The sequence below is a fragment of the Vibrio sp. Vb1337 genome, assembly GCF_033338715.1.
In the GTDB taxonomy this organism is placed as follows: domain Bacteria; phylum Pseudomonadota; class Gammaproteobacteria; order Enterobacterales; family Vibrionaceae; genus Vibrio; species Vibrio alginolyticus.
This window is the reverse complement of sequence record NZ_JAWOTD010000014.1, coordinates 67,823-87,641: the sequence shown is the minus strand read 5'-3', so window position 1 is coordinate 87,641 and position 19,819 is coordinate 67,823. Positions and strand designations below refer to the sequence as shown.

14 protein-coding genes and 1 pseudogene are annotated in these 19,819 nt (G+C 39.3%); 11 read left to right on the top strand and 4 right to left on the bottom strand.

Annotated features, from left to right (window positions below):
- Positions 1 to 4: 4 nt before the first annotated feature.
- Positions 5 to 2,371: a bifunctional diguanylate cyclase/phosphodiesterase gene (locus tag R7E42_RS16275; protein ID WP_318072819.1), complete on the top strand. Its 2,367-nt coding sequence runs from the start codon at positions 5 to 7 to the stop codon at positions 2,369 to 2,371.
- 1,467 nt (positions 2,372 to 3,838) lie between these two features.
- On the opposite strand, the gene R7E42_RS16265 is transcribed toward R7E42_RS16275, so the two are convergent.
- On the bottom strand, positions 3,839 to 4,414 hold the full coding sequence (locus R7E42_RS16265; protein WP_025506924.1) for a DUF2913 family protein: 576 nt from the start codon (positions 4,412 to 4,414) through the stop codon (positions 3,839 to 3,841).
- A 357-nt stretch (positions 4,415 to 4,771) separates the two neighbouring features.
- Between R7E42_RS16265 and R7E42_RS16260 the strand changes: the two genes are divergently transcribed.
- The 6 genes and pseudogenes from R7E42_RS16260 to R7E42_RS16235 all read left to right on the top strand — a co-directional run bounded on the left by R7E42_RS16260 (position 4,772) and on the right by R7E42_RS16235 (position 11,468).
- Positions 4,772 to 5,158: a transcriptional regulator gene (locus tag R7E42_RS16260; RefSeq protein WP_041157122.1), complete on the top strand. Its 387-nt coding sequence runs from the start codon at positions 4,772 to 4,774 to the stop codon at positions 5,156 to 5,158.
- A gap of 611 nt (positions 5,159 to 5,769) precedes the next feature.
- The gene (locus R7E42_RS16255) at positions 5,770 to 6,552 is read left to right on the top strand and encodes a metallophosphoesterase (protein WP_025624126.1); all 783 of its coding nucleotides are present in this window, start codon (positions 5,770 to 5,772) and stop codon (positions 6,550 to 6,552) included.
- A 281-nt stretch (positions 6,553 to 6,833) separates the two neighbouring features.
- Positions 6,834 to 8,165, top strand: coding sequence for an ATP-binding protein (locus tag R7E42_RS16250; protein WP_025624125.1), 1,332 nt, complete (start codon positions 6,834 to 6,836; stop codon positions 8,163 to 8,165).
- Positions 8,166 to 8,447: 282 nt separating this feature from the next.
- Positions 8,448 to 8,741 (top strand): annotated as a pseudogene (locus R7E42_RS25960) (helix-turn-helix transcriptional regulator); the annotation flags it as partial.
- Between the two features lie 1,032 nt (positions 8,742 to 9,773).
- Positions 9,774 to 10,325, top strand: coding sequence for a DUF6795 domain-containing protein (locus R7E42_RS16240; RefSeq protein WP_017820578.1), 552 nt, complete (start codon positions 9,774 to 9,776; stop codon positions 10,323 to 10,325).
- 3 nt (positions 10,326 to 10,328) lie between these two features.
- Positions 10,329 to 11,468 (top strand): lipase family protein, encoded by a 1,140-nt coding sequence (locus tag R7E42_RS16235; RefSeq protein WP_005383744.1) that lies wholly within the window; start codon positions 10,329 to 10,331, stop codon positions 11,466 to 11,468.
- Between the two features lie 121 nt (positions 11,469 to 11,589).
- Here R7E42_RS16235 and R7E42_RS16230 read toward each other — a convergent pair whose 3' ends face one another.
- Positions 11,590 to 12,153 (bottom strand): porin family protein, encoded by a 564-nt coding sequence (locus R7E42_RS16230; protein ID WP_005383742.1) that lies wholly within the window; start codon positions 12,151 to 12,153, stop codon positions 11,590 to 11,592.
- A 398-nt stretch (positions 12,154 to 12,551) separates the two neighbouring features.
- Here R7E42_RS16230 and R7E42_RS16225 point away from each other — a divergent pair, with 398 nt between their 5' ends.
- The 4 genes from R7E42_RS16225 to R7E42_RS16210 all read left to right on the top strand — a co-directional run bounded on the left by R7E42_RS16225 (position 12,552) and on the right by R7E42_RS16210 (position 17,429).
- Positions 12,552 to 13,433, top strand: coding sequence for a LysR family transcriptional regulator (locus R7E42_RS16225; RefSeq protein ID WP_005383740.1), 882 nt, complete (start codon positions 12,552 to 12,554; stop codon positions 13,431 to 13,433).
- A gap of 120 nt (positions 13,434 to 13,553) precedes the next feature.
- Positions 13,554 to 15,089 carry a bifunctional GNAT family N-acetyltransferase/carbon-nitrogen hydrolase family protein gene (locus tag R7E42_RS16220; protein ID WP_005381670.1) on the top strand — a complete coding sequence of 512 codons (1,536 nt, stop codon included), beginning with the start codon at positions 13,554 to 13,556 and terminating at the stop codon, positions 15,087 to 15,089.
- Between the two features lie 204 nt (positions 15,090 to 15,293).
- Positions 15,294 to 15,881: a DedA family protein gene (locus R7E42_RS16215; RefSeq protein WP_005383738.1), complete on the top strand. Its 588-nt coding sequence runs from the start codon at positions 15,294 to 15,296 to the stop codon at positions 15,879 to 15,881.
- A gap of 180 nt (positions 15,882 to 16,061) precedes the next feature.
- Positions 16,062 to 17,429 carry a Na+/H+ antiporter NhaC family protein gene (locus tag R7E42_RS16210; RefSeq protein WP_005381672.1) on the top strand — a complete coding sequence of 456 codons (1,368 nt, stop codon included), beginning with the start codon at positions 16,062 to 16,064 and terminating at the stop codon, positions 17,427 to 17,429.
- A 74-nt stretch (positions 17,430 to 17,503) separates the two neighbouring features.
- Here the strand turns inward: R7E42_RS16210 and R7E42_RS16205 are convergent, their stop codons facing one another.
- Positions 17,504 to 18,343, bottom strand: coding sequence for a 3-keto-5-aminohexanoate cleavage protein (locus R7E42_RS16205; protein ID WP_005383736.1), 840 nt, complete (start codon positions 18,341 to 18,343; stop codon positions 17,504 to 17,506).
- Complete coding sequence (locus R7E42_RS16200) at positions 18,334 to 19,665, bottom strand: aspartate aminotransferase family protein (protein WP_031780846.1); 1,332 nt, start codon at positions 19,663 to 19,665, stop codon at positions 18,334 to 18,336. The genes R7E42_RS16205 and R7E42_RS16200 overlap by 10 nt, the downstream gene beginning before the upstream one ends.
- Positions 19,666 to 19,819: the final 154 nt, after the last annotated feature.

Here is a 19,819-nt window from a genome sequence, read left to right as displayed (position 1 = left end):
CAATATGTCAGTGATTAATAATAAGATTTCACGTATTAATTTATCCGTTTATCTATTTTTGCTTTTGGCTTTTTTTATTATAATTTTTTTTAGAGTATTTGTAGGTAATTTAGAGCAATATTCATTATATATTGATAAGTTTAGTGAAAACAAAATAGTTGAAAAAAGAAATGCATTAATAGAAGAGGCAGAGTCTATTTCAGCCTCTATTTATTCAATTATAAATTTAATAGAAAACGAACTTATCGAGAGTGTTAAGAAAAATACTGCCATCATTGAATTTGCTAATGAAGATAGTATAGAAGAAGACTTTATAAAAGAAAAAGTAAATAAGTTTAACTCAACCTTCAAAGATAATTATGTTTTTATAGTAAACTATAAAGATAAGAACATTATAGAATCAAATATTTTTAACCAACTTAATGATAATCTTAAAGATAAATATTCTAATAGTTTTTTTGAAAATTTTCCTATCAATGGTGGAGTGTATAGATATAAAGTACCTTCTAAATTTGGTTCTAACAAAGTATCGTATATAAAACAAATACCTAACACACAACTATATTTGGCAAGTGGATATGTTAACGAGTTTCTTCTCGAACGTGTACATGATGAAATATTTAATCTTTTAGAAAATTCAAGTTTGGATGACAATATTGAATATAGGGTCTACTCAACTCATAACGGTATTATATATGACCAAAAGGTTAAACAAAATAGATACTTAAACAGTCAAAGTTCACTTTATTTTTTCTATGATTATATCTATAACAACTTTCTTGAATTAGATAGCAGTAGTGAGTTTTTTTATATTAACAAAACCATAAGTGAATATGGGATAAATATATCACTCTCTATGGCTAAAAACTTCAAATATGAACTAAACGATGATTTCAAATATCTATTTAAAGAGTTCTTATATGAAGATATCAAAACAATAGTTAGCTCATTCTTTATTTTACTGGCTATTTCATTTGTTATATATTATTTTTTACATAAAAAAATATCACGTATATTGACGACATATAATAATAAGATATTGCTAGAGAAAAAAAAGTTAAAAGATTCAAATAAAAAAATTGACAGTATAGCAAAAACCGATTACTTAACAGGCTTACCAAATAGAAGAAGTTTGGAAATCGATTTTAAAAAAACATTTTGTCTCAACAGTTTTTATTTAGTGTTTATTGATTTAGATGGGTTTAAACATATAAACGATTCGTTAGGCCATTCGTTTGGTGATATGTTTCTAAAGAAAATATCTAGCAATATCACTGAAGAAATCGATGTTGATGATAAATTATATAGATTTGGTGGTGATGAGTTCATTGTTATATTTCAAGGTAATGTTGACATTTTAAGTAAGATTAACAATTTATCGCGTTCAATAAATAAGCCTGTTTTTATAAAAAATAGAAGAATAGAATCTACTGCTAGTATTGGTTTTTCTCAATATCCAAAGGATGGAGATAGATTGGATCTTTTATTACAATATTCAGATCTAGCTATGTATGAGTCCAAGAAAAAAGGAACGTCACATTATACTGAGTATAATACTGGTCTACTTCAGACGGCTAATTTTGAATTTGAGCTAGTAAATGATTTAAGAAGGGCTTGTCGAAATAATGAGTTCTATACTGAGTATCAACCAAAGTTTGATATCAAGAGTCGTCAATTAGTTGGTTTAGAAGCTTTGGTTAGGTGGAAACATCCTAAAAAAGGTTGTATTCCTCCAGATGTTTTCATAGAAACGGCTGAGTCTGCTGATTTAATTGACTCTGTCGGCTTTAGAGTTATAGATTATGCAATTAAAGATTATTACGAAAATAAATTACATTTTCATAGTGATGTTACATTATCAATAAATTTGTCACCCAAACAGATACATGAAAACTTAAAAAATTATTTAAATGAATTAATAGCAAAAAACATGATTGATACTTCAGATATAATATTTGAAGTTACGGAAAATGTTTTTTTTGTCGAAAATGAAAATAAACTTGAGATAATAAATGATCTGGTTGAGTTAGGGTTTAGGTTTTCCCTAGACGATTTTGGAAAGGGTTATTCAACATTAAACAATCTAATAAAATTGCCATTATATGAAGTCAAGTTAGATAAGTGTTTTTTAAATAGAGTTCCAAATGAATTAAAATACAACTCACTTTTAAATTCTATAATTAATCTTTTGTACAACTTAGAATATAAAATTGTTATAGAAGGAGTGGAAAATGTTGCGCAACATAATCATTTGATAGAAATAAATGACTGTATATTTGTTCAAGGTTTTTTATATGGCAAACCAGAAAGTATGAAATCTATTGTAAACAAATTCCTTGTTAAAAATAATGTATTAATGGAAGAGGTTTAGATGAAGTGTAGAAACTGTTCTAGTTTTGGATTCTATAGAATAGAAAGAAAGTTTATAGAGAAAATTATAATCAAGAAAAAATTTCTTTGTAAAGATTGTGGATTTATCTTTAAAGACTATAGGTTTTTCATTAAATTCACACAAAAAGGTTAAATACAATTAATTTAAATCATTATATTTGAAAGTTTCATTAAGAATAATGAAATAAAATTTTAACTTATCAAATCGACTAATAAATTAAGACAATATCATATCTTTATTTGACTTGATATTGTCTATCCTATTTTTATTTTTTCGCTACCGTCAATAAACTATTTATCTTCCATAGCCTTTCCAAGTTTGGTAAGTTTTAGTTCAACGGTTTGGTTGGGGGCAATTAGATTAAAAATAAACCAATAACTTAACAGCTAAACGTGTATATCAGTTAATCATCTTAGGCCTATGCGAGACCTAGTTATAATAAAACTAACTGCAACAGTACAACAAAGCGTTAATCAACCGTAGCAGACCTCGTCGATTCATCGACTTAGCCATCACTACCGTACTGAAGGTGAATAAAAAAACAACAACACTAGCATGTAATCAGTTTATCGATTCCTTGTTTATGTTGTCTAATACTACTCTTACCTTCTCATACTTCATTTGTATCAGTCTTTTAGTTAAACAAGTTGCGGTCTCTTTTGAGACAAAAACTGGAGGTGCAATACAGTACCTAGCCACTGATACTGGCAGCCTCAAGGTTTATGGCGAAGGTAAACGGAAGGTCAAAAATCATGGTACTGACGGATGCGTAGAGTTTGAGAAAATTTGCATTTAGTATCCGACGCTGCACTCACAAAATAATCGCAGAAGAACTGAGTTTATCTCATGTTACGATACAGAAGTCCTTCTTAACTTTGTAAATCAAACACGCCGAAGAATTATCGAGATATCTGGTGATGGAGCTTATGATACAAGGAGTTGTCACAATACTATACGGGTTAAGCGAGCTGTTCCGCTAATCTCTACAAGAAAAAGCCACTCTCGATCTTAGCGGTAGTTTGCCAGAAGCTTTACGGCTTGAACAAAAAGTTAAAAAAGCGATATCGTTATTGCAAGCATTTACTCTCAAAAAGTACGATGTATAGAGTGCGGCAGTCGCTTGGTAGGAAGATATACATGAGAAATTACAATGCTCAGGTGGTTTGGTTATCTATCCGAATTACTTAACAAAGCCCTGTGATGTTCCTGACATTGGAAAATGTAATGCTTATCCGCACCAATGAATTGGCAACCAACAACATCCTATGAGGATTCTTCCAGGATATAGTAGAAAAGGCGTAATTCTTAACATATTGTTCTTGAAGTATTTTTATAATATGTATCAAGGTAAAGTCGAATAACTAAACATTTAGTACAGAAAAGTTCCAAGACTACATTATGAAATATTCGAAATACTTGGAACTATTATTTTTATATGTTCAGCAATCAGGAACGAGGGTGTAAGCGATAGTGATAGCTCTTCAATGATTTATTAACTTGAAATACTTCATATTCAAAATAAGCTTGCTCATCTAGGGATTGAGTGAACTTAACTATTTGTTCTGTATGAATGAGCAAAGAAATGGGCGCAACCTGGTGATTGTCATACTCATCGAAACAGTTGTTAATGTGTGCTCTATCTAAATAAACAACATCTTGATTCTGTGTTGGAGTTTCTTCAATCAACTTTGTTTCAAACCCTGCCTTCTCAAGCTGCTCAAGCAACTCATAGAGTTTGTCTACATCACTCTTGCTCTTGATTGAACTATATTGCTGTACAATCCCATTTAAATATTTCTCGATTGACCCAAACTTATTTTTCATTAAACAGATGGTTTTTAAATTCTTTTTGATAAGTGAATAGCGTTGCTCTTTCAATTTTGGTTTTAAGAAATCAATGAGGATTTTGTTGCGTTGCTCTTCTTTGACAAAGCTTTGAGACGCGCTGACTTTAAAGTAAAGATGAAGCAGTGCATTTTCAAAAGTAGATTTTAAAAGCTTGTAATATAATTGTTCTGACATTGTAAGCATTGATTATTTACTCATGCTGTTATTCTAACATATAAAAAGAAAAGCAAACTAACACTGCAACTAGTTTACTTTGCCCCCCCATGAGTCACACGAAAACCAACTCTCTAGTCTTGATTGGTCAGCTAATACACAAGTGTTTTTCTAGTGAAGAGCCTCGTAGACCTTAGGATAGGGTGACCCGAAAAAAGGCTCAATGATACTAGGATTTCATTGTTTCTATTATCCTCACGATCTCGAAAGTTGTGTCCGATGGTATCGTTTTTTCGTTGAATATAACTATCCACTTTTTCTTTCAGAGCAGCGTTTTATACACTAGGGTTTTGTTATTTCGTTCTGGGAGGGATAGTAATGAAAGCTCGTATTGGAGTTATGTCAGAAGACCTCATTCGTAGGCACATGACTAGTGTGGCCGCAGGCAACATTAGTCATAGCAAGTATCTACCGACATTTTGGTTCACATCACTAGATGAAGTATCAAAGTTACTGTGTAATGAAAATATCGAGCTAATGCTCCTGATGAGTAGGGAAAAGCCTGAAAATCTAGCTGAACTTGCGGACATCAGCGGTCATAATACTCGTAAACTGTCACGTACACTCCACTTACTATCATCGAAAGGGTTTATCCAAATAGAGAAGAAAGACAATACTTCTCGTCCCGTCGCTTTATTTACTGACTTTGAAATTATTCTGGGCAAAGAATTAGAGGATACACTGCAAGAAAGATATTGTGCATGATGTCTATCACTCGTTACTGCGGCGTATGCCGCTTAAAAAGCACAGCTTTATGCTGTGCAACCTCAAATAGGGGTTATTCTTAATACTTTCCGTCTAGGTCAACCTGCTCGTCACCAATGCTCTCTTCCAGCTGCTCTGTGAGGGCTTCAGTTACTTCAAACTACCATACCTGTGTTTGGTAGAGATATCGTAATCGAGCAAGTCAATAACCCCATCTAGCGCAACGTCACGATCATGTTAGTCGGCTTGCTCGTTATCACTTTTTTAGCCTTAACCTCGCTCTTCATATAAGCCTCACTCATAAAAATGCCTGCCGTAGTTACGGAGCACACTAACACTTTTGCTAGCCTCAACGATGTTGCCAAATCAAAGCACCTCAACTAAAAACTAACAATTTCAAATTGTTAATAACAACTAAGATTTAGACACTAAAAGTTAGTGTCTAAATCTTAGTGCCGAAAAATCAAACAACACGTCCAATCATTGTCCTGTTCAAAAGCACCCTTCAAGTACCTTGAGTAGAAATGCTTAGCGCATATGCTCACTTCTCTAATCCAAATAATCCATGTACCATGCATGAAGTAGTCAATCAATCTTAAGGCCATGATAGTTTGAAGTTTTACGTTGTTTCTGACCTACACCTGGACACTCACGGAATACGCCGCGATTTTTGGCATGAGTTCGATAAAGAAGCCACGTTGGTTGTTGCTGGTGACACGGCAAACGGTCTATTAGGCATAGCATACGTAAAGAATGTACTTTGCCGCCACTTTAAGGCGGTCATCATGGTTGCTGGAAACCATGAATGGTATAGCAATAAGAGTAAATCCTACCGATATACAAGTGAGTGCGAATCTAATACTAACTCTGGTTCTCTCAACGTTTCTAAGAATTCAGTATTAGCAAAGCTTAAGGCTCATAGCGATACCACTGAAAACCTGTTCTTTTTGAACAATGAGTCGATTGAATTGAACGGATTCACTATCTTCGGTGGAACCCTTTGGTTTCCCATTCACACCTATTCGGTCGAGCTTGTAAATGTATATTCTGAGTTGATGAACGACGCTAAGTTTATTGACAGCTCTATAATTGAAGAGCAGTACAAAGCATTCGTCAATAACCTCCCTGAGAAAGTAGATCTTGTTGTTTCACATCATCTTCCTTCTAAAGAAGCTTTCGCGACAGAAGAAAATGCCAATAGTGTTTATGCCCCCTACTACCATGCAGGGTTGAGTAATGAGTTGATCTCAAAAGCGAGGTTCTGGGTTGCAGGGCATCAACATGATGCTGTAGAGAAAGTGATCGCAGGCGGTAGTACCACATTCATTTCTAATCCCAAGGGTTCTGTACGCTTAACTAGTGGATTACTTACTAATAAAGCTTATTACCTATAAGAGCTAGCCAGCAAGAAACTTTGGTATCTGAAAGCCCGCTAGGGCCTTCTCACTGTGATCATTGCCCTTGTGAAGCAACCAAACAGAAATGATGCATAGATCCATCACCTCACAGCCCCAACACTATCATTCACATAGAAATCACTCTAAACACTTTTACGCGCATAAAAATGTCAAAACCATCTCTTTTAAGCGCAAAAAAATGTTACATCTTGCATTTAATTGCGCATTTTTGTGTAATATACACTCAACCAGATAAGCACTTTAACTGAGGTGGCTAGATGAAACGAACACTACTTGAAAACCTACTCGCCTGGAAAGACAAGCCGACAAGGAAGCCTTTGCTGATTGACGGTGCTAGACAAACTGGTAAAACATTCTTATTACAGGAGCTATTAGGAAGTACATTCGAAAATGTCATAAGAATCGATTTCCTAGAAAGCCCTGAGTTAATTGAAGCTTTTTCAGGCTCTCTAAACCCTGATGACGTCATCACCAACATTGAACTATTAACAGGAGAAATCTTCGAGCCATCAACAGATCTTCTTATTTTAGATGAAATTGGTGAATGTCCAAGAGCGGTCACCTCTCTTAAGTACTTTGCAGAAAAGGCTCCCAAAGCTTATGTTGCTGCTAGTGGTTCAAATATCGGATTGCTCACGTCCTTTCCCGTTGGAAAAGTTGAGCAACACAATTTAAGGCCACTGACTTTCAGGGAGTTCTTGTGGGCATCTGGAGAAAAAGCACTGCAAAAAGCGTTTGACCAAAAGCTGAATTCTCCAGCAGCTCATACAAAATTAATCGAACTACTGACCGACTATTATTTTGTTGGCGGCATGCCTGAAGCCGTAAACTCATGGTTCGAAAACTCAGAACTCAGTATTATTGAACGCATTGAAGCCGTGTCTGAAGTCCATAGGAACTTAATTGAGGGCTACATGCGTGATTTCGGAAAGTACTCTGGAAAAGTGGATGCACAGCTCATCGAATCTGTATTTCGAAGCATTCCCGCTCAACTATCTTCGGTATTCGACGACTCCGTTAAACGGTTTAAATTCAAGGGAGTTCACGAACGCAAGTCTCGCTATGCTGAGTATGAAAGTGCGATCACATGGCTTCACAAGTGTCGGCTTGCTTTAAAAAATCATCCTATTGAAGGACAGCCTCGTTCTCCTTTAGCTGCTTATCAGAAGGAAAATACGGTTAAACTGTTTCTCTTTGATGTAGGGCTATTGAACCATATGCTCGGCACTGGTTACCGTGAAATCAAACAGCAAGGCTATGAATACAAGGGATATATCGCCGAAAACTATGTTCAACAGGAAATCGCTGCGCTAGGTATTGAACCAAGCTTCTCTTGGGGAGACGCAAGAGCAGAGATAGAGTTCATTATCGCTGATGACCTAGGTCGAATCGTACCTGTAGAAGTAAAAAGCGGTAAGCGAACCCGTGCGAAATCATTGCAATCCTACATCGAGAAGTGTAAGCCCCACAAGACAATCAAACTTACAGGTACTCAAGGCTCTCCAGCAACAGAGAGAGAACACATCGTGATGCCGCTTTACTACACAGAATACTTACTTGATCACCTCAGAGATCTAGATAAAAGCTAAATGAGTAAGAAAATACTCATTAACATCTAAGAATCAATGTTATGAGTAATTTTTTACTCATAACATTAATAACTAATTCATAAGCTTTAGAGGATCTGATAAAGCGAGGCTGCTATGAATAAAATTGCTCCAGAAAAAAGAGAGTCTGTAGAAGAGGTCATAGGTCGTTTAAGGGCCAATCGAGATGCACCTCACGAGATATCAGAGAGCCATGTCGTTAATACATCACCCAAAACTTCAATAAGTCAGAGAGTCTCAAAAATCTCCCCCTCCACTCGTCCATCAGAACGCAAAACCGAGGTAAACAAAATCATCAAACACTTATTGCTTGGAGAGCTAACACAAGGCCAAGCGTTGAAAAGTTTACGCATTAAGATACTGGGACTCAAACAGGATGTGTTTGCAAGACTTATCGATGTCTCAAGAAAAACACTCTCAGATATAAAGAATGATCGGGGCAGCTACAATACAGAGATTCTCAATAAGGTATTCAAACCATTTGGCTTAAAAGTCGGACTACTCCCTTCTTCTTCCGATGCGTTAAAATCGCTATTAATGGATGGTGAGGCTGGGTAAAATACTCAGTATCAGCGCTATTGCTTTAGATTAAATTGCTATAACAAACTAGCATTTTTAAATAATTCAGGAATACATGGACGCGGGTTCAGTTCCTTTTGAAGCAGGAAATTGATGTAACATTTGATGCAACACCAAATTGGTAACATCGTTATAAGTTACTGAATTTATGAAAAGTTAGAAACCATTTCAACTCCCGCCAGCTCCACCAAACGTTTGGAAAAGGCCACCCTCGGGTGGCCTTTTTTGTATCAACAACCCACTATCCACTATCCACATTGTCTTCTTTTCTCACGCACTCATGCTACCTGATAACTTTTCACGAGCATTACTGCATAACTCTGAACGTACGCCGATTTAAAAACTCGTTGAGTATTAAGTAACAGACGATACGCTCATAAATACACCACCAAAACTACACGGAAGTTCAGAAGAACTCATCCAAGGACAAAAGTGTGTCTATATGTTCTTCGATTTAAAGTGTTCTAAGTTTTTGGGGTATCAACAACTACGAGTGCTAAATCTAAGTTATAGAATTATGATGGGTTAAAGTAGAACAATTTGGGTTTATCACTAACCATCAAAAGATACTAAATAAGCCTTTTCTTTTGCTCTTGGTTATCACAATTGGCGGAAAAATAAATTATCAAGTCAATCTAGCATTACGATGTAAAGCAATAAAAATACCTCTTGACAAAGCGAATAATTAACTGTTTTCAATACGATTTCATTGTCTGAAACCTAGTATTTATAGAGTTTTTATCATTCGGTAGCTCTCGTTTATTTTGCTTTCACATTACCTGATGAAAGCCTCAAAAATCCAATACAATATAACTACCTAAGATTAGCGCAGACTGAGTGTTCCAGATTTAAACTTTATTAATGCTAATAAAAATCGGTCAAATAGATAAACATAAATCTAAAAATGTAATTTTCAAATTCACAAGTTACAGAGCAATGCAATATGAATCACATAGTTAAAATTAAATATTGTAAAAACACACAATACATATAGATTTATAGATTTTTAAAATGAAAAAAGTCGATGTGAGAAATTACTTATTTGGATTTATTACAATCATATTGTTGAGCATTAATATGAGTTTTGGAGAGAGTATATTGAATAACGATAAAGTTAACCAATACACACCACAAATCAATGGTGTGATAACAAAAAAAGGGAAGCCGATTAATAACCAAAAGGTTAGTCTTAATATTGGTTTAAGCGCTTCAGGAAAATCAATAGACTTATCAACATTTACTGACAGCAATGGTCGGTTTGAATTTTCTCCTGTGTATGAGAACAAAGAGAGCGTTAAGATCCCGCTTATTGAACATTATGTAACTATTGTTTTAACCACAGAACTAGATATTGATGAAAGCGTTATTATTTGGGAAGGTTCGTTCGATGGCTATGAAATAGAGGATTACGTAAAAAACAATATGGCTAATCTAGTCTGTGATGCAGCAAACCCTCTTAAGTACTTTGCTTTTTCAATTGATGATGACGAAAACGATGACTACTACGTAAATAGTCAATGTGATTTATTTGGATATATTGACTCTGACTTATATGGAAATTAAAGAATGCAATCACTCTCACCAAAACTATCATCTAGAATCGCAGAAATCCCCTATTCTGTATTCGCAACTAATGTTCGTAACGTTAGTGGTTATATAGCAAAGTTTTTTACATTTGATCTAAGGAATGATGTCAAAAAAGGAACGACAAGTGGCTTTATGGGATTTGGTGGAATGACATCAGATTTTGTAGCGATAGGTCGAGGTAAGGGCGAGTTTGCCGATACTTTGGTATTTTCCTTCCGTGGCACTCAAGTAAACATCGGCGACATTATGACCGATGGAAACATTGGGATATCAGGTACCTCATCCGGTTACAGGGTACATGCAGGTTTTGTAAATCTCTTCAATACGATAAAGCCACAACTTGCAGCATACATCGCTGGTTATTCGAAAAAGAACATGAAAGCACCGAAGGCAATACACTGTGTAGGTCATAGTTTAGGTGGTGCTCTTGCTTCATTAGCGGCAGATTGGGTGAAGAGTCAGTACGGCTATAGCGTACACCTATATACTTTTGGCGCACCAAAAGTTGGCTTTAAACCATACGCAAGAAGGGAGTTAGATTCTTCCTATCGCTGCACTCATGGCGCAGATCCAGTTCCTATGTCTCCTCTTTGGCCATTTACTCACGGTGGTATTGAGTATCGGCTAGATGGAAGTTCTGGCATCTACTTCTGCGCTCATGGACTAGGAAAAAAATCTGTTCCGGGTTATGTCAATACCGCTACAAGTAATGAGTGGTCGGCACTACAACCCAAATCTCAAGCTTACCTAGAACGCAACGTATTTCTTGACTTCAACAATAGATATAATGCTCGGATGACTGATGGTTGGGTAAGTAAAATAGTCTCTTCAATTTTGACCTTATTAAGAATTTCAGGTCTGGGTCATATAATACAACAAATAGCAACTGTAGGCCTTACTGCTTGGGATCAACTAGCTAAAGCTATGGCGTACATCTCAAAACTAAAAAACGAGTATACAGAACACGTTCGCGGTATTTTAGGTCACATGAATGTAATGTCAGGTAGCGCAGCGATCGACCTATCGAGTATTACTTATAGAGTGATAAAACTTTGTTTTTCGAGACTAGTAAGAAGGTTAGATAGTCATGTTAGAAATGCTCTAAATATAGTAGAGTGACAGTAAAAGGCACGAACAATTATTCTAAAAAACGCTCTATTATCCTCAACTAGATTGAGTTCAGAAAAAGCGAAGCTATTTAGGCTTCGCTTTTTATTAGGGCTTAGAGTTGTTAACAATATTAAAATCTATATTCCACACCTAGTGATGCTTGGTTAAAGTCTGTTTCCGTGTTTGCACCGTTCGCGACATTCTCCGCATTGAGTTCTACGTCGTACCACATATATTCTGCGTTAACTAAGAAGTTATCAGTAACTTTAAAACCCACACCGGCACCAGCGAATACACCTTCATCATCTTTGTTGCCTTGGAAGCCCGCAACGTCGTAATCCGTCGAGTACCACATTTGACCGCCTTTTGCGTAAAGGTCGACACGATCAGCAATAGGGGCTGTAACTTTTAGTGCTGCGGTGTAACCGTCCGTTTCGGCATTTGCTAGGTTATTACCATAGCTACCGAAATCAATGTAACCACCTTCCAACGCTAAGTAAGGATTAAAACGGTAACCAACTAAACCTTGAATAACATCGCTGTCATCATCAAAGTCATCTTGTCCATCAACTTTTAAGTAACCGTAGTTGGCGCCAACATATACACCATGATCGTTGGAGTCCGCAGCATGTGATAAAGTACTAAACGTTGCTAAAGAAAAAAGGCTAATCAAAGTAACAACATTGCTTTTCATTTCGTTCTCCTAATATAAGTTCCATTGAAGGTTCGAATAGTAAAGAGCAAATGCAATGCCAACTTTAAATTAATGAAAAATATATTTAATTTTATAGAATACTGACAATCCTCTAAAGAACGCCGAACAAAAACAGAAAAAAAGATCTGTCTGTTTACTTTATATAAACAATACTAAATTGAGGTTAATCGATGATGTGAAAAAGATTCTTGTTAATTTGTAGATTTTTCAAAGAAATTAAATAAACATCTAAAATACTCTTGTAGATTAATCAGTCAAAAAACGCTTAGCTAGTTTTTATAAGAAAGGAAGCTAATCACACATACGTTGCATCTTACTTTGCTTCAAGCCGTGAATACTCTACTCTTTGCCTAAGCAGAGTTTAATGGAACTGAAGTATGTTAAAAGGCAGTGAATACCCTTCTATTCGAGCATTAAGGACGTTTGTCGCGGTCTCTAATTACCTCAGTTTCTCTAAAGCAGCGGATGCCCTATGTATTACGCAAAGCGCAGTAAGCAAACAAATCGCATCGCTGGAGCAATTGGTGGGTTTACCTTTAATACAAAGAAGGGCGAGTGGTATTGAGTTAACCGAAGAAGGCAAGCGTTATCTGCCGCAAGTCACAGAAGCTTTGGAGCTTATTCAGCATGCAACTGCCAACTTAATCCAGTCAGATTCAAAGCAAGAATTACTCACCGTGGACGTAACCCCTTCTTTTGCCAGCCTTTGGTTGATACCTAATATTGATGACTTCCACCAGCAACATCCTAACATCCGAGTAAGAGTCTGTACCGGGGATGGGAACGTCAAAGATTCGAGCAACGAAAGTGACTTACATATTCGCTGCCTTCCATTATCCACACATTATGAATACAGCCACTTACTGTGCGAAGAAACATTGTTATTAGTCGGTTGCACAAATGCTCCTGCAATTGAGAGTGTGCACGCTGTTAGTAATTATCCGTTTATACCTCAAATCACTCGCCCTCAGCTATGGGAGCAATTTAAAACTGTCTACACTGTAGAATCTCCCGTTACCTATCAACCTGTAGGCGTCGAACATTTTTACCTAGCTTGCGAAGCTGTCAGAATGGGAAAAGGGCTCGCCTTGCTTCCTGATTTTATGGCGCAGTATTCGATTTTAAGAGGGGACATTCAGCATGTTCTCAACCTAACTTTACAGAGCGGTTATGGTTATTACGTGATGATTCCAAATTATCGACTTTCAGCTAAAAAAGTAGTGGCATTTCACGAATGGCTGAAGAGCAAGCTAAGTTAATGTTGTTTCTTTAAACTCGTTTAGGTAAACCAAAACAACTCAAAGACTTCGGTATCTGTCTGCTCAAATTTATGGCATTCTCATCCATACTATTTAAAAAGGATAAATGGATAGTACGATATGGACAGCAACACGCCAAGACTCTCTTTACGCACCATTGAGCCGACCGATTACCCAGAGCTCGCGGAATTAATGGACCTTGTTTTTCCTGATGTTGGTGGCTCATGGCCACGCCTGACCATCATGGATCTTATTCATCAGTTTCCTGATGGACAAATCTGTATTGAGGATAACGGAAAAATTGTCGGCGCAGCGCTAACAATCAAAGTGGACTACAACCGATTTTCACTTCCTCACCTGTACACCGACATCATCACCGAGAACAACGTCATCCAAAACCAAGTGACCGGTGACGCCATGTATGGTCTCGATGTATTTGTTCACCCGGACTACCGTGGGCTGCGTTTAGGTCGCCGTCTGTATGATGCGCGTAAAGAACTTTGCCGGAGTAAGAATTTCAAAGCAATTTTAGCCGGTGGTCGCATCCCGAATTACCACAAATATGCTGACGAACTGAGCGTGGCTGAATACATCGACAAGATAAAACGCCGTGAGCTTCACGATCCTATTTTGTCTTTTCAGCTTGCAAACGACTTCGATGTCAAACGTATTATGCGTGGTTACTTGCCAGAGGATAGTGCTTCTAAAGGCTACGCAACTCTGCTGGAGTGGGATAACTTCTTCTACGAAGAGGATATTCAATCCGTACATGATGTAGAAAAAACGCTGATTCGTATTGGTGTTGTGCAGTGGCAAATGCGTGCTATGAATGACTTAGAGGACTTGCTCGATCAGGCTGAGTTCTTCATCTCTTCTCTTGCGAACTACAAAGCCGATTTCGCCCTATTCCCTGAATTCTTTAACGCGCCGCTGATGGGATTGCAAAACGACCAAAATTCCGTCGAAGCAATTCGCTTTTTGGCTAGCTTTACAGAAGAGATCAAAAACCGCTTCTCGCAGATGGCAGTCACCTACAACATCAACATTATTGCAGGCAGTATGCCCGTCATCGAGGATGGCAAGTTGTATAATGTGGCCTACTTGCTGCAACGAGATGGTGAAATAAACGCTCAATATAAGATCCACATCACGCCCCATGAGCAAAAAGACTGGGTGATCGACGGTGGTGACAATGTTCAAGTGTTCGAAACCGATGCAGGCAAAGTCGGCATACTGATTTGTTATGACAGCGAGTTCCCAGAGTTGGGAAGAATGCTCGCCGAGCAAGGCGCACAAATTGTGTTCGTTCCTTTCTGGACAGACACAAAAAATGGCTACCAACGAGTACGAATCTGTTCCCAATCACGAGCCATCGAAAACGAATGCTACGTTGCAATTGGGGGCAGTGTCGGCAACTTACCTCGTGTTGATAATGTCGATATCCAGTACGCACAATCTGCCGTATTTTCACCGTCGGATATCTATTTTCCACACGATGCGACCTTGACAGAAGCAAGCGCCAACACCGAAATGATAATCTTCGCTGATGTTGATTTGACTAAGTTGAAACAGCTTAATACCGAAGGCTCTGTCACCAACTTACGTCATCGCCGCCTTGATTTGTATGGTGCATTCACCAAAGCCAAAGAGTCATAAGGATCTCCCTAATTCGCCGCTACCAAAGAGCGTGGCGGCGAATAAAGCCTGCTGCAGGTTGATTCTGCGCAATTATCAGAGGCATGTCAGTTTTTCTCAATGGTGAGAAACAAGAATTGACCCAATAGGACATTCGGAGTATCACTCCAACTTCGTTCCGCTTTTATTAGGGGAAAGCTTTTGGAACATATTAACGAACTTCTCATGTCAATGAAGCCTTTGCTTGAGCAATACGGCTACGTTGCGCTGATTGTCAGTATATTTCTAGAAGGGATAGGTATCCCGATGCCTGGTCAATCACTGATGATCGCGGCATCTTTGCTCTCGTCAGAACAAGTCATGAACCTAAGTATGGTAATGATGGTATCGTGGCTGAGCTGCTTTTTTGGTAATACCTGTGGCTACTTAATCGGTTATTACTTTGAGGGGTGGTTAGATAAAAAAGGCTACATTTCCGGCCCGAAGATGCAAACGCTTCAATTGACTATCCAGAAATACGGCCCTACGTGCTTGGTGGTCAGCCGCTTTATTGAAGGAATGAAGCAATTTATGCCTCTTGCATGCGGTATCGCGAAAATGCCACGTAGAGAGTTTTTGCTCGGTAACGCCCTCGCGGCGACGGTTTGGGTATTGGTATTCAGCTTGTTAACTCACTTTGCATTTGAACATTTAAGCGTGTTGAGCAACCTGTACACCGAATACAAATATCTGGTATGGGCATTTGCTGCTGTCTTATTTACGTGGATGGTTTTAGGTATTGTTAAACGCAAAAAAGCCAAATCAATGCAATAACGACAGTCTCTTCATTAGCGCATAACTAAAGCTCGTGGTATCAGTGAGATACGCAACACGAGCTTTTATCTTTTTCTTTACGTGTAAAATTTAAACAGCCATTTAGACGTCTAGACGTTGACAATGTAGAAATGTGATATTAGTCTGCTCTTCTCTCTTATCATTAACATTGTCGTTTACATGTCCGGTTCCCAACAAACTACTAAAACAGTTGCACCGTCTGCGGTCGCACTGATCCCATTAATTGTATTCCTTGCGCTATTTATTGGCGTAGGCACTTACTTATCTTTGCAAGGCGTGGAATTTGCCTTCTACCAGCTGCCTGCACCCATCGCGGTATTACCAGCCATCATCATTGCGTTTCTTTTAAGTAAAGAGAAACTTAACCGCTCAATCGAACACTTCATGCGTGGTGTTGGCCACCCAGACATCATCGCAATGTGTATGATCTATCTGCTTGCAGGTGCCTTTGCTGCGGTAGCAAAAGCCTCTGGCGGTGTTGATGCAACAGTGAACCTTGGTTTATCCGCTATTCCAACCAGCATGATTTTACCGGGCATTTTTCTGATTTCTGCTTTTATCGCAACAGCAATGGGGACTTCGATGGGTACCATCGCAGCCGTTGCCCCCGTAGCGTTGGGTATTGCTGAATCAGCAGGAATGAGCTTACCGTTAACCGCAGGCGTTGTACTGAGCGGCGCTATGTTTGGTGATAACCTTTCTATCATCTCTGACACCACCATCGCGGCGACACGCTCTCAAGGTTGTGAGATGAAAGACAAGTTTAAAGAGAACATTCGTATTGCTTTACCTGCGGCGTTGATCGCGATTGCAGTGTTCGCTTTCAACAGTACTGCGACTCAAGTGCCTGCAACTGGCGATATTGAGTGGCTAAAAGTCTTGCCGTACATCACTATTTTGATCCTAGCGGTATCTGGTGTGAATGTGTTTGTGGTTCTGTCGATTGGCATTCTTTTGGCTGGCGGCGTGAGCTTGGCATCGATTGACAATTACGGACTAACTAATCTAGCCCAAGACGTATACAAAGGCTTTGGTAACATGCAAGAGATCTTCTTGTTATCCATGCTGATTGGTGGCTTGAGTGAACTGATGCGTCGCCAAGGTGGTCTTGCTTTTCTAACAAATTTCGTTAGTAGCCTTATCCACGCGTTTGGCTCTAGTCACTCTAAGCATGCGAACAGTCGTGCAAGCGAGCTAGGTATTGCAGGTTTGGTATCAATGGTCAATGGCTGTACGGCAAACAACACCGTAGCCATCATTGTATCGGGCAGCGTTGCTCGCCAACTGGCGGAAGAGAATAATGTCTCTCCTCGCCGCTCAGCAAGCTTGTTAGACATTTTCTCATGCGTGGTGCAAGGCGTGTTGCCTTACGGTGCTCAAGTACTACTGCTAGGTTCCGTGTTCAACCTCTCGCCACTTGAAGTAGTTGCCAATTCTTACTACTGTTTTGCATTAGCGATAGCGGCTGTTGTCGCGGTGTTTATCAAACATCCCGCTCGTCAACCTGTAGCGCAAACTGAGAACTAACGACAAATACCGAAAAGGCTCCGATGGAGCCTTTTTACTTTCCTTTCTTCTTTTTTTCTTTTCCGCGAGCAGATTTACTTCAAAGCTGAACGCAAACTTTGCGCACTGCGTAAAGGAATCGCAAAGCGATGCGCCACATCGCGTAGAGCTTCCACCTGAGCCGCGTTACTGATTGCTAATTCGCCTGCCACATCGAAGTGGTTATTCTCAAACCCCACTCTAACATCGAATCCAAGTAACATCGCACTCGCTAAACAGTCTTGCTCTCGCGCACCAAAAGCACAAATGGCACATCGAATTTCTTCCTCGACAAAACGCGCCAAATTCAAACCTCGTAAATCCCATGGCGAAGACTGTTGAGCTTGGTGATAACGCCCTAACACCACTAATGCATGCTGATGCGTTTTAGGTAACACGCCCGCATCACGCAGTTGGAAATAACGTTCAATGTCGGTTGCATCGTAGAGAATAATTTGGCTCACGATGTTGTGTTCTGCCACCCAATGGAAAAAGGCATGCCCTTCTTTCTCACTTGCGCGATCAGGGATTAACTCCCTCAATGCAAAAGAAGCCGCTTCTGGTTTCACAGCTTTAACTAACGCCATCTGTTGTGGCGGAGAATACAAGCCCACCGCCTCTGTGGTGAGCTGTACCATCATGTTTTGTCCCACCGCTTCTTTCACGGCATGGTAAATTGCCATGTTGTCGTCGATGTCTAATGAATGACGTCCGTTGGCGTCTCTAGCATGTAAATGGATCATGGCAGCCCCTAGCGTTTGACAAGCGATAGCCTCTGCAACCAGTTCGTCTGTTGTCATGGGTAAGCTGGCGTGATCGTGCTTAGTTTTTCTTGCACCGTTTGGGGCCACGATAATGGCGATAGGTTCTCGCAAATATTGGTTTGCTACTTCCATGTCTCCGCCACCTCTTTTAACGTTAATGAGAGTTTACCGACTAGTTCATCAATATGATGAGACTGAATAATGAATGGCGGTGCGAGCAAAATATGGTGCCCATTAACGCCATCAATCGTTCCGCCCATTGGGTAGCACATTAAGCCATTTTCCATTGCTCGCTGTTTGATGCGTTTGTCTGCCAATGTGGCTTTACTCAGAGGCGCCTTGCTTTCTTTATCCGCCACCAGCTCAATGCCAAAAAACAAGCCTTTACCACGAATGTCGCCAATGTACGGTAAATGGGCCAATGCAGAAGTAAGCTCATTACGCAGCAAAGCACTTTGCTGATTCACCGCCGTTAATAAATCATCTTGGAAGATGGTTTCAATTGTTGCCACGGCAGCAGCGCACGCCACAGGGTGCGCCATAAAGGTATGACCGTGTTGGAAAAAACCGCTTCCATCAGCAATAGCTTGATAGACTCGATCATTCGCAACCACCGCGCCAATAGGTTGATAGCCCGCACCAAGCCCTTTAGCCATACACACCAGATCGGGTTCTGCCTCTTCTTGCTCAAACGCAAAAAAACTGCCACTGCGTCCAACGCCACACATGACTTCATCCAAGATCAATAACACATCGTATTGGTCGCATATTTCGCGAATACGCTTGAAGTAACCTTGTGTGGCAGGCACAGCTCCAGCGGTGGCTCCCACAATGGGCTCAGCGACAAAAGCCATGACATTATCAGCCCCCAACTCAAGAATTTTTGCCTCTAGCTCATTCGCCGCTCGCAATGAGTAATCCAATTCCGACTCATGACTCTGCTGATAACGATAAGCATAGCAAGGGGCGATATGATGGCTCGGGTGTAAGATGGGTTTGAACGGTTCACGTCGCCATTCATTACCTCCGACAGCCAGAGCCCCCAAGGTATTACCGTGATAACTTTGCTGACGCGCGATGAATTGCTTTTTCTCTGGCTTACCTGATTCCACGAAATACTGCCGCGCCATTTTTAGTGCCGACTCCACCGCTTCTGATCCTCCACTGACTAAATACACATGGTTGAACTGTTCAGGCATGTACTGACAAATCAATTCTGCTAGGCGCTCACTGTTGTCACTAGTAAAAAATCCAGTATGAGCAAATGGCACTCGCTCGATCTGTTCCAACATGGCTTTTTTAACGGCGTGATGACTGTGGCCAAGGTTTGATACCGCAGCACCACCACAAGCATCGAGATACTGCTTTCCATGCTTATCGAATAGATAAACACCTTCACCTCTATCGATGATTGGTAGCGTGGCATGGCAATGACGGTGAAATACGTAAGACATTTGAGTCCCTTCCAATGTGTAATACTTGCACACATCATCAGGAACAAACCCAAACGTGACAAGAGAATAAATCTCACCCTCTATGAGCTTTTGGAATGCCACAAACCAAAAACACCAAAACCCTTGATATTTAAACAATAAAATAAAAATAGGC

What these genes read in the sequence shown, in the direction of transcription:
- R7E42_RS16275 (WP_318072819.1), top strand. Translation starts at nt 5, where the DNA reads ATGTCAGTGATTAATAATAAGATTTCACGTATTAATTTATCCGTTTAT.
- R7E42_RS16265 (WP_025506924.1), bottom strand. Translation starts at nt 4,414, where the DNA reads ATGTCAGAACAATTATATTACAAGCTTTTAAAATCTACTTTTGAAAAT.
- R7E42_RS16260 (WP_041157122.1), top strand. Translation starts at nt 4,772, where the DNA reads ATGAAAGCTCGTATTGGAGTTATGTCAGAAGACCTCATTCGTAGGCAC.
- R7E42_RS16250 (WP_025624125.1), top strand. Translation starts at nt 6,834, where the DNA reads ATGAAACGAACACTACTTGAAAACCTACTCGCCTGGAAAGACAAGCCG.
- R7E42_RS16240 (WP_017820578.1), top strand. Translation starts at nt 9,774, where the DNA reads ATGAAAAAAGTCGATGTGAGAAATTACTTATTTGGATTTATTACAATC.
- R7E42_RS16235 (WP_005383744.1), top strand. Translation starts at nt 10,329, where the DNA reads ATGCAATCACTCTCACCAAAACTATCATCTAGAATCGCAGAAATCCCC.
- R7E42_RS16230 (WP_005383742.1), bottom strand. Translation starts at nt 12,153, where the DNA reads ATGAAAAGCAATGTTGTTACTTTGATTAGCCTTTTTTCTTTAGCAACG.
- R7E42_RS16225 (WP_005383740.1), top strand. Translation starts at nt 12,552, where the DNA reads ATGTTAAAAGGCAGTGAATACCCTTCTATTCGAGCATTAAGGACGTTT.
- R7E42_RS16220 (WP_005381670.1), top strand. Translation starts at nt 13,554, where the DNA reads ATGGACAGCAACACGCCAAGACTCTCTTTACGCACCATTGAGCCGACC.
- R7E42_RS16215 (WP_005383738.1), top strand. Translation starts at nt 15,294, where the DNA reads ATGTCAATGAAGCCTTTGCTTGAGCAATACGGCTACGTTGCGCTGATT.
- R7E42_RS16210 (WP_005381672.1), top strand. Translation starts at nt 16,062, where the DNA reads ATGTCCGGTTCCCAACAAACTACTAAAACAGTTGCACCGTCTGCGGTC.
- R7E42_RS16205 (WP_005383736.1), bottom strand. Translation starts at nt 18,343, where the DNA reads ATGGAAGTAGCAAACCAATATTTGCGAGAACCTATCGCCATTATCGTG.
- R7E42_RS16200 (WP_031780846.1), bottom strand. Translation starts at nt 19,665, where the DNA reads ATGTCTTACGTATTTCACCGTCATTGCCATGCCACGCTACCAATCATC.